The 12801-nt window shown below is 67.4% G+C and carries 14 protein-coding genes; 10 read left to right on the top strand and 4 right to left on the bottom strand.

The genetic code is table 11. The annotated features are described in order from the left end of the window. Positions 1 to 101 precede the first annotated feature (101 nt). Entirely contained in the window at positions 102 to 674 is a 573-nt protein-coding gene (locus tag ACWGE0_RS14910; RefSeq protein ID WP_452261448.1) for a vWA domain-containing protein, read from the top strand. A gap of 90 nt (positions 675 to 764) precedes the next feature. Next, positions 765 to 1703, top strand: coding sequence for a hypothetical protein (locus ACWGE0_RS14905; RefSeq protein WP_452261447.1), 939 nt, complete (start codon positions 765 to 767; stop codon positions 1701 to 1703). On the opposite strand, the gene ACWGE0_RS14900 is transcribed toward ACWGE0_RS14905, so the two are convergent. Beyond that, on the bottom strand, positions 1698 to 2099 hold the full coding sequence (locus ACWGE0_RS14900; RefSeq protein ID WP_452261446.1) for a PPOX class F420-dependent oxidoreductase: 402 nt from the start codon (positions 2097 to 2099) through the stop codon (positions 1698 to 1700). The genes ACWGE0_RS14905 and ACWGE0_RS14900 overlap by 6 nt on opposite strands. A gap of 33 nt (positions 2100 to 2132) precedes the next feature. After that, complete coding sequence (locus ACWGE0_RS14895) at positions 2133 to 2639, bottom strand: hypothetical protein (RefSeq protein ID WP_452261445.1); 507 nt, start codon at positions 2637 to 2639, stop codon at positions 2133 to 2135. A gap of 36 nt (positions 2640 to 2675) precedes the next feature. Here ACWGE0_RS14895 and ACWGE0_RS14890 point away from each other — a divergent pair, with 36 nt between their 5' ends. From ACWGE0_RS14890 to ACWGE0_RS14860, 7 genes are all read left to right on the top strand, one after another. After that, entirely contained in the window at positions 2676 to 3164 is a 489-nt protein-coding gene (locus ACWGE0_RS14890) for an HAD domain-containing protein (RefSeq protein WP_452261444.1), read from the top strand. 89 nt (positions 3165 to 3253) lie between these two features. Further along, positions 3254 to 4375 carry an ABC transporter substrate-binding protein gene (locus ACWGE0_RS14885; protein ID WP_452261443.1) on the top strand — a complete coding sequence of 374 codons (1122 nt, stop codon included), beginning with the start codon at positions 3254 to 3256 and terminating at the stop codon, positions 4373 to 4375. 95 nt (positions 4376 to 4470) lie between these two features. Next, a complete protein-coding gene (locus tag ACWGE0_RS14880) occupies positions 4471 to 5289 on the top strand; it encodes an ABC transporter permease (protein ID WP_452261442.1) in 819 nt (272 codons plus the stop codon). Next, positions 5277 to 6080, top strand: coding sequence for an ABC transporter permease (locus tag ACWGE0_RS14875; RefSeq protein WP_452261441.1), 804 nt, complete (start codon positions 5277 to 5279; stop codon positions 6078 to 6080). The genes ACWGE0_RS14880 and ACWGE0_RS14875 overlap by 13 nt, the downstream gene beginning before the upstream one ends. Before the next feature lie 4 nt (positions 6081 to 6084). Next, on the top strand, positions 6085 to 7122 hold the full coding sequence (locus ACWGE0_RS14870) for an ABC transporter ATP-binding protein (protein WP_452261440.1): 1038 nt from the start codon (positions 6085 to 6087) through the stop codon (positions 7120 to 7122). Then, positions 7119 to 8228, top strand: coding sequence for a low temperature requirement protein A (locus ACWGE0_RS14865; RefSeq protein ID WP_452261439.1), 1110 nt, complete (start codon positions 7119 to 7121; stop codon positions 8226 to 8228). Before ACWGE0_RS14870 ends, ACWGE0_RS14865 begins: the two co-directional genes overlap by 4 nt. A gap of 7 nt (positions 8229 to 8235) precedes the next feature. Then, entirely contained in the window at positions 8236 to 8631 is a 396-nt protein-coding gene (locus ACWGE0_RS14860; RefSeq protein ID WP_452261438.1) for a VOC family protein, read from the top strand. Between the two features lie 32 nt (positions 8632 to 8663). On the opposite strand, the gene ACWGE0_RS14855 is transcribed toward ACWGE0_RS14860, so the two are convergent. Further along, positions 8664 to 9857, bottom strand: coding sequence for an RNA-guided endonuclease InsQ/TnpB family protein (locus ACWGE0_RS14855; RefSeq protein WP_452261437.1), 1194 nt, complete (start codon positions 9855 to 9857; stop codon positions 8664 to 8666). Between the two features lie 149 nt (positions 9858 to 10006). Between ACWGE0_RS14855 and ACWGE0_RS14850 the strand changes: the two genes are divergently transcribed. Next, a complete protein-coding gene (locus ACWGE0_RS14850; protein WP_452261436.1) occupies positions 10007 to 11167 on the top strand; it encodes an MFS transporter in 1161 nt (386 codons plus the stop codon). 15 nt (positions 11168 to 11182) lie between these two features. Here the strand turns inward: ACWGE0_RS14850 and ACWGE0_RS14845 are convergent, their stop codons facing one another. Beyond that, positions 11183 to 12664, bottom strand: coding sequence for an LVIVD repeat-containing protein (locus ACWGE0_RS14845; protein WP_452261435.1), 1482 nt, complete (start codon positions 12662 to 12664; stop codon positions 11183 to 11185). Positions 12665 to 12801: the final 137 nt, after the last annotated feature.

Raw genomic sequence — 12801 nt, 5'->3', positions numbered from 1 at the left:
GAGCCCTTTGGCGTGTCAGCGAATCATCTTTTTGTCCACGATCGATCAACACGATCCGGTAACCGTTCTCCGCGTCACGCTTGGTGCTGGGAGGAAGACGGATGGTGTCCGATGTGTTGCCCTGCTACGTCGTGTGCGACGTGTCGTTCTCGATGACCGACCACATCGACGAGGTGAACGCCGGAATGCGCGAGTTCCGCGGTGTGGTGCACGCCGATCGGCGCGCCACGGCCCAGATTCGGCTCTGCGTGGTGGTTTTCGCGGAACGGCCGCTGGTCGTGCGACCTCTCCTGCCCGCGCTCGACCAGGCGGAACCGATCGGGCCGCGCCAGGAATCGGGCTCTGACTTCGGTTCCGCGTTCACCCTCCTGCGCACCACCATCGAGCGCGATGTGAACAGCCTGAAAGCACAACGAATCAGGGTGCGCCGCCCGATGGTGTTCTTCATCTCCGACGGCAGAGCGACAGATCAGGGCTGGCCTCACGCGCTGGCCCGGCTGGCGGCGACGGCGTCGTGTCCGGAGATGATCGCGTTCGGCCTCGGCGTCGTCGACCAGCCGGCGCTGGACCGCATCGGCACCTCGCGGGTGTTCCTGGAACGCGACGGCGTCCGGCTGGGCATCGCGCTGGCCTCGTCGGTCGCGCGGACGGTCCTGAGACCGGAGCACGTCTGAGGCGATCCACGGTGTGTCCACTTCTCGTCCACACGCCCGCCGCAACCTGCCTCCGCCGCACGTGAGCGGGCAAGGGGAGGGAGAGCGGAGATGACGACGCACGCGACATTGGTCCGTGAGCTGAAGACCATTCGCAAGGGACGGGGTGTACACGCCGGGCGGATCGTGGACAAGGTCGGTCCGGCACTGGCCGCAGCCTGCGGGATCACCAGGGCCGACGGGCCCGCCGCCGCGAGGCAGAAGCTGGTCTCCCGGCTGACCGAGCTGATCGAGCAGCTCCCGGAGGACCTGCAGCTCGCGACCCGGGCCGCGTTCGGCCTCGTCTCCGATGTCCGGCACCCGCTCTACCAGGACCGGGTCAACTGGGTCGCGGCCGTGGTCGACCGCGACTCCCGCACCGTGCGCCGCCGCGTCGACGAGGCCGTCGACCAGCTCGCCGAACTCGCCGCGACGACCACCCCGCGCGACGCCGCCGGCTGGCACACCGCGGAGCTGAGCGTCGCCGTGGCGCTCGACCAGGGACAGCCCGAGGTGCTGGAGCGCTATCAGGTCGTCGTCGACGGGGACGGCGTGGACAAGCTGGAGTTCGGGTCGGCGTTCCCGGTGCGGAGGCGGGACGTGGACGTCCATCTGCTGTACGGCGGGACGTTGCTGGACCGCAGTTCCGCGGTGGAACGTCCGGGCTTCACCCTGCTTCCCGCTGAACCGCTGACGCGCGGCGCGACTCACGACTTCGCGATCCGGTACCGGCTGTCGAACCGCGACGTGATGCACCCGTGCGTTCTGCATGTGCCTGAACGGCCGTGCGAGGTGTTCGACCTGCGCGTTCGGTTCGAGCACGACCGCAAACGGCTGGTGCGGACGTTCGACGGGGTCCTGCAGCGGTCTGACGCCGAACCGAGCGGAACCCAGCACGAGGTGGACCGGGCGGGGGAGATCCACCTGCGGTTCCGGCGACTGCTGCCCGGCCTGCTCTACGGCGCCCGGTGGGGTGGGTCGGCGGTGTGCTCGGCGCGGCGGGCCTCATGAGCGGCGAGGCTCGTACCAGGTCTCGCCCGCCGGTTCGCCCGCCATGTTCCACGCCCACGCCCTGGTCGGCGTGATCCGGCTGTAGATGCCGGGGCCGACGAGGCCGGTGCGGTCGATCGGGTCGTCCGCGATGCCGTAGACGCGGATGGCCCGTGCGACGAACGGGTCGAACGACGCCAGGTCGTCGATCACCAGTGACACCTTGCGGCGGCCGGCGGTGATGTTGCGGAACTTGCGGGTGTGCAGGACCTGCGCGCCTACGCCGCCCACCCAGAAGTGCGTGCCGTCGTAGTCGAACGACAGCGGTACGACGTCGGGCTGGCCGTCCTCGTTGATCGTGGCCAGGCGGGCCAGGGGCTGCGAGCGCAGGTAGGCGATCTCTTGTTCGGTGAACATGCCACCTATACGAACAGGGAATCGCGATTTCGACTACGCGGCGGGTGGCCAGCCAGGCGGCGGCGGGTACTGCTGTGTCTTGGTGCGGCGTGAGCGGCGCACCAGGAACACGATGAGGACGATCAGGCCCACGAGGAACAGCAGGAACACCACCGCGCCCACGATCAGCCAGGTCACGATGGTGCGCGTGGTGTCGGCGTCGTCGTCGGGTTTCTCGGTGACCTGGCGGTCGCCGAATGCCTTGTTCAGGTCGTCCTCGCTGTAGACCTCGTAGGTCCCGTTCAGCGTGACGGACACCTGGTCGAGGTGCTGGGGGTAGCTGTCCCAGACGATCTCGGCGATCTGGTCGGTGGAGTGGCCCGGGTCCGAGCTGGCCGCCCTGACCTCCAGGCGGTCGGATCCGTTGACCGAACCGTGGTCGGTGGAGACGCTGGTGTAGCCGGCGTCCTTCAGGCGGACCTGCAGGTCGGCCATGTCGCTGATCACGCCGCAGCCCGCCAGCGTGGCGGCGAGGAACAGCAGGAGCGCTAGCCGTTTCATGCGACAAAGGGTAGGCGGCGGGGCATGCTGGGCGAGGTGAAACCGCTGATCCTGATCGACGTCGACGGCCCGCTCAACCCGTGGGCGGCGCATCCCAAGCCGCCGAACTACCAGCTGTTCGAGATCAAGATCCACTGGCGGCGCAAGCTGCGCATCTGGCTCGACCCGGCCCACGGTGACCAGTTGAGACAGCTGGCGGAGGAATTCGACGCCGAACTCGCCTGGGTCACCACGTGGATGCACCGGGCGAACACCGAGATCGGGCCGCGCCTGGGCCTGCCGGAGCTCACGGTGGTCGAGTTCCACGCCGAACAGGGCTGGAAGTACCCGCCCGTCGCCCGGTACGCCTACGGACGGCCGCTGGTGTGGTTCGACGACGACTTCGGGCTGCACCGGGACAGGAACCGGGAATTCGTCCACAAGCGACAGCCTCTGACCACCGCACTCATCGACGTCGACCCGGCCACCGGGATCACGGCGGAACACTTGAGTGAAGCTCGGAAAGCATTCGGCGGCAACCCCTAGGGCGCCAAGAATTCACGGTTGGAGTCGAGAAGGTCTCAACCGGCGCGGCTGGCTTGACAACGAAAGCTTTCCGCGCGAATCCTCCGCCTGTGCTGAAGCGAGGGAACGTCACCACAAAACTGATCGGTGTCGGTGCGTTGGTGCTGGCGGTGGCCGCCTGTGGCGCCCCGCCCGCCAAGGAGACGCCGGCTGGTGCCGCCGGAACCGCGAAGTCGGCGAGCGAGCTCGGCGGCATGGACAAGCTGGTCGAGGCCGCCAAGAAGGAGGGCAAGCTCAACGTCATCGCGCTGCCCCCGGACTGGGCGAACTACGGCGAGATCATCAAGGCGTTCGAGGCCAAGTACGGCATCAAGGTCGACTCGGCGCAGCCGGACGCGTCCAGCCAGGAAGAGATCAACGCGGCCAAGCAGCTCAAGGGCAACGACCGGGCGCCGGACGTGTTCGACCTCGGGCTGAACGTGGCTCTGGCCAACAAGGACCTGTTCGCTCCCTACAAGGTCAGCACCTGGGACGACATCGCCGCGGAGCTCAAGGACGCGGACGGTGCCTACTACGGTGACTACGGCGGCTTCATGTCGATCGGCTACGACGCCGCCAAGGTGCCGGCGCCGACGAGCGTGAAGGACCTGCTCAAGCCCGAGTACAAGGGCAAGGTCGCGCTCAACGGCGACCCGACGCAGGCCGGTGCCGCGTTCGCGGGTGTCGTGATGGCGGCGCTGGGCAACGGTGGCTCCGCCGACGACATCGCCCCCGGTGTCGAGTTCTTCAAGCAGCTCAAGCAGGCCGGCAACTTCCAGCCGGTCGACCCGTCGCCCGCGACGATCGAGTCCGGCCAGACGCCGGTCGTCATCGACTGGGACTACACCAACGCCGCCCAGACCGAGAAGCTCAAGGGCAAGCTCGACTGGAAGGTCGTCGTCCCGGCGGAGGCCCAGATCGGCGGCTACTACAACCAGGCCGTCAGCAAGGACGCGCCGCACCCCGCGGCCGCGCGCCTGTGGCAGGAGTTCCTCTACTCCGACGAGGGCCAGAACCTCTACCTGAAGGGCATGTCCCGCCCGGTTCGCCTGGACAAGATGGGTGACAAGGCGGACAAGGCGGCGAAGGAGAAGCTGCCCAAGACCGACGGCAAGCAGGTGTTCCAGACGCAGGCGCAGGCCGACAAGGCCAAGGCCGTGCTGACCGCGACCTGGGCGCAGGCCATCGGATGACCTCAGTCGCTCCCGTAGCGACGACGCCCGGCGGCTCCACCAAGATCAAAGGTGGGGCCGCCGGTCGGCCATCTGCGGCCGCTTGGCTCGTCGCGGTGCCGTTTCTCGCGTTCGTCGGCATCTTCCTCGTCTACCCCACGGTGCTCGTGCTGTTCGGTGCCTTCCAGGACTCCAACGGCGCGTTCACACTCGACAACCTCAAGAGCCTGTTCACCGGTGTTGTCTTCGACGCTTTCGTACGCAGCATCGAGCTGTCCGCGCTCACCGCGGTCATCGGCGCGGTCTTCGGCGCGCTGCTCACCTGGGCGATCGCGGTCGGCAAGTCCGAGGGCATGCTGCGCCGAGTCGTCGTCGCCGGGTCCGGTGTGCTCGCCCAGTTCGGTGGCGTGCCGCTGGCGTTCGCGTTCCTCGCGACGGTCGGCTTCGAGGGTCTGGTCACGAAGTTCTTGCGTGACAACGTTGGCATCGACCTGTTCGCCGGCAGCGCGTGGCTGTTCGAGCTGCCCGGCCTGACGCTCGTCTACACGTTCTTCCAGATCCCGCTGATGGTCATCGTGTTCCTGCCCGCGCTGGACGGCCTGCGTCCACAGTGGCGTGAGGCGAACGCGAGCCTCGGCGGCACGAGCTGGACGTTCTGGCGGCACGTCGGCGGCCCGATCCTGCTGCCGCCGTTCCTCGGCGCGCTGCTCCTGCTGTTCGCCAACGCCTTCAGCGCCTACGCCACGGCCGCCGCGCTCGTCTCGCAGGGCAGCCCGATCGTGCCGCTGCAGATCCGCGGCTTCCTCACCGGCGAGGTCGTGCTCGGCCAGGAGAACCTGGGCAAGGCGCTGGGCCTCGGCATGGTCATCGTGGTCAGCATCGCGATGGGCGTGAACGTGCTGCTGCAGAAGAGGGTGGCCAAGTGGGTTCGCTAGTGAAGCAGCGCGTCCTGCGCACGGTCGTCCTGCTGGTCCTCGGCGTCTACTTCATCCTGCCGCTGATCGCGATGGCGGAGTTCTCGACGCGGGGCAGGGGCGGCAGCCGCAGCCTCGAGTCGTGGACGTCCATCGTCGACGACGAAGGGCTGATGGAAGCCCTCGTCAACTCGCTGCTGCTGTCGGTCACCAGCGCGGTGCTGATGCTGGTGCTGCTCGTGCCGACGATGGCGTGGATCCGGCTCAGGCTTCCTCAGCTGCAGCGGCTCGTGGAGTTCCTGTGCCTGCTGCCGCTCGCGATCCCCGCGATCGTGCTGGTGGTCGGCATGGCGCCGCTCTACGCGTGGGTGAACTACTTCCTCGGCGACTCGCCGCTGACGTTGACCTTCGCGTACACGATCCTGGTGCTGGCGTTCGCCTACCGCGCGGTCGACGCCGGTCTCGCCGCGATCGACCTGAAGACGCTCGCGGAGGCCGCACGCAGCCTTGGCGCGTCGTGGTTCACGGTGCTGTGGAAGGTCGTCGTGCCGAACATCCGTGTCGCGCTCATCGGTGCGTCACTGCTTTCGGTGGCCTTGGTGCTCGGCGAGTTCACCATCGCGTCGCTGCTCAACTTCGACACGCTGCAGGTGCAGGTCAACCTGCTCGGCAAGCGCAACGCGGGTGTGTCCATCGCGGTGTCACTGCTGTGCCTGCTCTTCGCGTTCGTCCTCCTGTTCGCACTTTCCTACGTCGGCCAGCGGCGCCGTCAGACCGTTGCCGAAGAAGAAGTTCTGCCGGGGAGTAACTGAGACAATGGGCCACCTGGAACTCAAGGGACTGCGCAAGTCCTTCGGCGGCAACACGGCGCTGGACGGTCTGGATCTGGAACTGGCGGAAGGCGAGCTGGTGTCGCTGCTCGGCCCGTCGGGCTGCGGCAAGACGACGGCGCTGCGCATCGTCGCGGGCTTCGAGACGTCCGACTCCGGCACGGTCACCGTGGGCGGCAAGGACATCACGAAGGTCCCGGCCAACAAGCGGGACATGGGCATGGTCTTCCAGGCCTACAGCCTCTTCCCGAACATGACCGCGGCGCAGAACGTGGCGTTCGGCCTGAAGCTGCGCAAGGCCGGCAACGGCGGCAAGCGCACGGACGAGCTGCTCGAGCTGGTCGGCCTCGGTCACCTCGGTGGCCGGTACCCGCACCAGATGTCGGGTGGCCAGCAGCAGCGCATCGCCCTGGCGCGTGCGCTGGCGATCCAGCCGCGCGTGCTGCTGCTGGACGAGCCGCTGTCCGCATTGGACGCCAAGGTCCGCGTCTCGCTGCGGGACGAGATCCGTCGCATCCAGACGGAGCTCGGCATGACGACGCTGTTCGTCACGCACGACCAGGAGGAGGCGCTCGCCGTCTCCGACCGGGTCGGCGTCATGTCGCACGGCCGGCTGGAACAGCTGGACACGCCGTCCGTTGTGTACCGGCAGCCCGCCACGGCGTTCGTGGCGCAGTTCGTCGGTGTCACGAACAGCGTGGTGGCCAAGGCCGAGGGCCAGACGGTCGTCGTCAACGGCGTCACGGTCGCGGCGGAGCACGACCAGCCGTCCGGAAGCGACGTTCGCGTCATCGTGCGGCCGGAGGACATCGGCGTTTCCGCGCATGACGGCGACGCCAGTGGCAAGATCGTGGGCGACGTGCTGACCCAGTCGTTCCTCGGGCCGGTCACGCGGATCTCGGTGCGGGTGGGCGAGCAGGTGCTGCGCGTCGACCAGCCGTCGAACACCGCTGCCGCGTTCGGGCCGGGCACGCAGGTCGCACTCGACCTCAGTGAGTCCCGAATCATGGTGGTGCCTGGATGATCAGAAAGCTCCTCGCGCGCGACACGGCGGAGACCCACCGGGTCGCGACGCCGTTGGAGCTGTTGTTCGACCTGAGCTTCGTGGTGGCGGTCGCCCAGGCCGCCGCCTCGTTGCACCACGCCGTGTCCGAGAACCACGCGGGCGCCGGCCTGCTGGCGTTCTGCATGGCGTTCTTCGCGCTGTGGCTGCCGTGGCTGAACTTCACCTGGTTCGCCAGCGCGTTCGACAACGACGACACGCTGTACCGGATCATCACGATGGTGCAGATCGCCGGTGTGCTGGTGATCGCGGCGGGCATCCCGGCCGTCTTCGAGCACCAGGACTACCGGATCGTCGTCAGCGGCTACGTCGTCATCCGGCTCGCGATGGTCGCGCACTGGCTCAGGGCCTCGCGGGACAACCCCACGCACAAGAGCTGCACCCGCCGCTACGCCGCCGGTATCGCCGGCATGCAGGTGCTCTGGGTGCTGTGGGTGGTCGTGGCGCCGCCGAGCCTCCAGCTCCCGCTGTGGGTGCTCTTCATGATCGGTGAGCTGCTCGTGCCGGTGTGGGCGGAGCGCAACGAGGCGACGACGTGGCACCCGCACCACATCGCGGAACGGCACGGCCTCTTCACGCTGATCGTGCTCGGCGAGTCGATCCTGTCGACCACGATGGCGTTCCAGAAGGGCTTCGACAGCGGCGTCAACCTCATCTCGCTCGCCGTGGCCAGCCTGGTCATCGTGTTCTCGGTGTGGTGGATCTACTTCGAGGCGCCCGCCCACCTGCACTCGCTGAAGAAGGCGTTCCTGTGGGGCTACGCGCACCTGTTCATCCTCGGCTCGATCGCCGCGCTCGGTGCCGGTCTCGCGGCCAGCGTCGACTACGACCTGCACCTCTCGCACGCACCGGGCACAACGATCGCCGCGTTCACGACGGTGCCGCTGGCGGTCTTCTTCGTGTGCGTCTGGTACGTGCAGGACTGTCCCGGCCAGGCAGGGCTGCGCAAGTACCTGCTGCCGCTCGGATCCGCCGCGGTCCTCGCTGCGACGTTCGGACCAGCGCCGATCCACGTCACGGCGGGGATCACCCTGGTTCTCGTGATCCTCACACGGCTGGTGCGATGATCAGTGCATGACCGGTGTTCGTGAACTCCGTCTAGTCGTCACCGCCGCCGACTACGACGAGGCCCTGCGCTTCTACCGCGACGTGCTCGGCCTCGAACAACGGGCGGCGTTCGCGTCCGACGGCGGGCGGGTCACGATCCTGGAGGCCGGGCGGGCCACGCTGGAGCTCGCCGACCCGCCGCACGCGGAGTTCATCGACGACGTCGAGGTGGGCAGGCGCGTCGCCGGGCACATCAGGGTCGCGTTCGAGGTGGACGACTCCGAACGCACGACCCGTGAGCTCGAAGCCGCCGGGGCCGAGGTGATCGCGGAGCCCACGCGCACGCCGTGGAACTCGCTGAACGCCCGGCTGGCGGCGCCGGCCGGGTTGCAGCTGACGTTGTTCCAGGAGCTGGGCGAGTAGTTGGCTTCCTCCGCTCGTGAACGAGGGGATACCTACGGCTCGCGCTGCAGGGTTTTCTGCTTCGTCACCGATTGCCCGCCCGGAGTGTTCCGTTGAGGTCTTACACCGGCTCCACAGACTGTCACCGCCAGCCCGGCGGCCAGAATGTTGCGTGCCGCGTTCACGTCCCGATCATGGGTCGCGCCGCAGCCACAGGTCCACGTACGCACGTGCAGCGGCATCTCCGCCGCGAGCGCGCCGCAGACCGAGCACAGCTTGGACGACGGGAACCAGCGATCCACTGTAATCACGTCCCGCCCGTACCAGCCGGCTTTGTACTCCAGCAGACGCCGGAACTCCCGCCAGCCCGCATCGCCGATCGCACGGGCAAGGCGGTGGTTGCCGACCATGTTCGACACGGCCAGATCCTCGATCACGAGCGTTTGGGTTTCACGCACGAGCCGAGTAGTGATCTTGTGCAGATGGTCGGTACGCCGGTCGGCGATCCGGGCGTGCACGCGGGCGACTTTGACGCGAGCTTTGGCCCGGTTGGTGCTGTCTTTCTGCTTGCGACACAAGGCCTTCTGGGTCTTGACCAGGCGTTGCCGGTCGCCGCGTTCGTGTCGGGGATTGCCGATCTTCTCCCCGGTCGACAGGACCAGCAGGTGATCGAGACCGACATCGATGCCTACCACCGAATCCGTGGCAGGCAACGGCGTCACGCCGGGATCTTCGCACAGCAGGGATACGAACCAGCGTCCAGCCGCATCCCGCGACACGGTCACCGTGGAGGGCAACGCACCTTCGGGCAACGGCCGCGACCAGCGGATGTCCAGTGGTTCGGACATCTTGGCCAGCGTCAACACCCCATCACGCCATCGGAATGCCGACCGCGTGTACTCCGCCGAAGTGCGAGACTTCTTCCGCGACTTGAACCTGGGGTGCCGGGCACGCTTGGCGAAGAAGTTCGTGAACCCAGTTTGCAGATGCCGCAACGCCTGCTGCAAAGGCACCGACGAGACCTCATTGAGGAACGCCAAATCCTCGGTGCGCTTCCACGCGGTCAGCAACGCCGACGTGGCCTCATAACCCATCCGCTCCCCACGCAGCGTCCACGCCTCCGTACGTGCCTGCAACGCCAGGTTGTACACCTTGCGGACACACCCGAACGTGCGCGACAAATCCACAGCCTGCGCCTCTGTCGGATAGAAGCGGAACTTGAAAGCCCGCTTCACCTGACCATTCACCGTTCACAAACTATCAAGCCGTGTGCCGTCATGTGGGTGGGGCTTGGACACCGTGCCGTCCTGACTCCGACACGGCTGTCCCGGTCCTGCTCCACAGCGGCCCAATTCCTCCCCGCCCCGAAGGCCGGGGTCTCCTCGGAGGATTTCAGATGACGATCTCCGCTGCCGGCTATCGCGATCTCGCGAACCGGGACGTGCTGGCGTGCGCCGTGGTCACGGTCGCCGCGAAGCTGCCGATGTCGATGACGCCGCTGATGATGGTGTTCCTGACCAGGGGACTGCCCGGCGGGTACGTGCTGGCCGCGTCGCTGGTCGCGGTCTACGTGCTGGGGGAGGTGCTCGGCGCGGCGCTGCTGGGGCTCTGCCTCGACCCGTCGCGGATGCGGGGCCAGCTGTCGGTCGGCCTGCTCGTCGGCGCGGCCGCGTTCACGACGCTGGCACTGACCACGAACGTGACGGTGCTGGTGATCGCGGCGCTCGTGGCCGGTGCCGGGCCGTCGACGACACCGGGCGGGCTGCGGGCGATGCTGCTCGGGCTGGTGCCGGACTCGTTGGTGCCCAAGGCGATGGGCTTCGACGCCATGATCACGCAGGTGGTGTGGGCGGTCGCGCCCGCGTTGGTGACCATCCTGGCGTTGAGCGTCGATCGCCGTGCGCCCGTTGTGGTGTCGGTGTCGTTGATCGTCGTCGCGGCCTGGCTGGTGTTCATCCTGCCGCGCGGGCACGTGACTTCCCGCTCCGGCACGGCGAAGGTGCGCGTGGTGGCGTCGGCGTGGCCGATCTACCTGGTGAGCGCGGCGGCGCTGGCGCAGCTGGCGGTCGCGGAGCTGGTGCTGCCGGCGTTGCTGGAGCACCGGGGGATCGCGATCGGGTGGATCGGGCCGCTGCTCATGGGTTTCGCGGCGTGCAGCGCGCTGGGTGCGGTGCTGTACGGGCTGCGGCCGTGGCCGGGAACGTTCCGCACACAGGCTTTGGTGCTGCTCGTGATCACCGCGACCTGTGTCGGTGCGGTGGCGTTGTTCCCGAACCTGCCGGGCATCGCTGGGGCGTTGCTGGCGGCCGGGTTGTTCCAGTCCGGGGTGCTCGTGACGCGGAGTCTGGCGTTGCGCGAACGGCTTCCGGTCGGCGCGCACGCGGCCGGGTTCTCGATGATGTACGCGGTGACCGGCGCCGGCTACGGGCTCACGGCCGTCGTCGCCGCGTGGGCGTTGGACGTCGGCTCACCGATCTGGGCGGTTTTCGGTGGTGTCGCGGTGACTCTGGTCCTGACAGCAGTCAGCGCGGCTGCCGAGAAACGGCAGCCGCGCTGATTCAGGCGTTTCTACCTATCCGCGGTAGAAGTTGCCCTGGGTCTGCACGTTGAGCTCGTCCGTGCGGAAGAACTTCGCCGCGAACGTGCGCGGGTCGCGCATGTCGATCACGTCGAAGCCGCGGCCCATCTCCGAGGAGTAGATGTAGCCGTTGTACCAGTAGGTCGACCAGGTACCGCCGCCGCCACCGTTCGGCATCGGGCCACGCTCGAAGAAGCCGATCTCACGCGGCTTGCTCGAGTTCGTGAAGTCCCACACCGAGATGCCGCCCTGGTACCAGGACTGCACCATGATGTCCTTGCCGGGCACGGGGATCAGCGAGCCGTTGTGGGCGACGCAGTTCTCCGTGTCGGTCTGCATGCGCGGGATCTTGTAGTAGGACTTGAAGACCAGCTTGCGGTCCTTGCCCTTGCCCACGATGTCGTAGATGCCGTTGGCACCACGCGTCGGGCCGATCTTCTCGTTGCACGTCGCCGCGCCACCGCCACCGAGCTCGTCGGTGAAGACGACCTTGGTGCCGCTGTTGTTGAAGGTCGCCGAGTGCCAGAACGCGAAGTGCTTGTCGTCCTGGACTCGGTTGATCTCCACCAGGTTCTCCCGGTTGGAGATGTCCCACAGCACGCCGTCACCCATGCACGCGCCCGCCGCGAGGTCGAGCTGCGGGTAGACGGTGATGTCGTGGCAGCCGGAGGTGGCCGAGGTGTAGCCGGTCTCGATGGTGCCGGGGTTACCGGGGTTACCGCCGTCCGGGAAGAGCACCGGTGCCTTGAGCAGCGACGCCGAGGCCGGGGCCTTCAGCGGGACCTTGACGATCGAGATCTTGTCGTGCGGCGGCTGGCAGTCCGGGAACGTGGCGTTCGGCGAGTAGGACGAGATGTAGAGGTAGACGCTCTTCTTGTCCTTGGCCGGCACCATCGTGTGGGTGTGCGAACCGCAGTCGGTCTCGACGGCGGCGACGTACTTCGGTGCCGCCTTGTCACTGATGTCGAAGACCTTGATGCCTTCCCACGACGACTTCTCGGTCGCGGGCTGGGACACGCTGTTGCAGGAGTTGTCGTTGCGCGACGAGTCGGTCGACAGGAACAGCAGGTTCCCGTACACCGAGACGTCGTTCTGCGAGCCAGGGCAGAGCACCTGGCTCTTGATGGACGGCTTCTTCGGGTTGCGGATGTCGTAGATGACGAAGCCGTTGTAGTTGCCGACGAACGCGTAGTTGCCCTGGAACGCGATGTCGGTCTGCGTTGCGTCGAGCGGAGCCTGCTTGTCCAGGTGGGAGACCAGGACCATGTTGCGGCTGCGACTGATCTCGTCGACACCCGGAAGGCCGTTGACACCCTCGGCCTGCGACTCGAGCTGAGCCTCGCTCAGCCCCGCGCCATCGGCGGGAAGGTCAGGCTCGGCGAACGCGGGCGCCGTCAACGTTGACAGCGTCAGCGCGAGCGCCCCCAGAACCGCGAAAGGCGTTCTGCGCCGCCGGGCCGTTTCGCGTGAAGTCACTGCTGTACCCCCTCAGTACGGGTTGGTGAGGGGGAGTATGACCCTTTCGCCTTGCTAAGGGCCAGCGTCTTTCGGAGGGTTCTGCACGCTTTGCCCACAGATGAAAGGGTGGACAAGAGTGTCGATCACCTGTTCGA

The sequence above is a fragment of the Lentzea sp. NPDC054927 genome, from assembly GCF_053610285.1.
The sequence above is the reverse complement of the archived record's forward strand: the minus strand, read 5'-3'. Positions and strand labels throughout refer to the sequence as shown.

Excerpts from the sequence above, each read along its gene's own strand:
- ACWGE0_RS14910 (WP_452261448.1), top strand. The coding sequence starts at position 102 with ATGGTGTCCGATGTGTTGCCCTGCTACGTCGTGTGCGACGTGTCGTTC.
- ACWGE0_RS14900 (WP_452261446.1), bottom strand. The coding sequence starts at position 2,099 with ATGTTCACCGAACAAGAGATCGCCTACCTGCGCTCGCAGCCCCTGGCC.
- ACWGE0_RS14895 (WP_452261445.1), bottom strand. The coding sequence starts at position 2,639 with ATGAAACGGCTAGCGCTCCTGCTGTTCCTCGCCGCCACGCTGGCGGGC.
- ACWGE0_RS14865 (WP_452261439.1), top strand. The coding sequence starts at position 7,119 with ATGATCAGAAAGCTCCTCGCGCGCGACACGGCGGAGACCCACCGGGTC.
- ACWGE0_RS14860 (WP_452261438.1), top strand. The coding sequence starts at position 8,236 with ATGACCGGTGTTCGTGAACTCCGTCTAGTCGTCACCGCCGCCGACTAC.
- ACWGE0_RS14870 (WP_452261440.1), top strand. The coding sequence starts at position 6,085 with ATGGGCCACCTGGAACTCAAGGGACTGCGCAAGTCCTTCGGCGGCAAC.
- ACWGE0_RS14905 (WP_452261447.1), top strand. The coding sequence starts at position 765 with ATGACGACGCACGCGACATTGGTCCGTGAGCTGAAGACCATTCGCAAG.
- ACWGE0_RS14850 (WP_452261436.1), top strand. The coding sequence starts at position 10,007 with ATGACGATCTCCGCTGCCGGCTATCGCGATCTCGCGAACCGGGACGTG.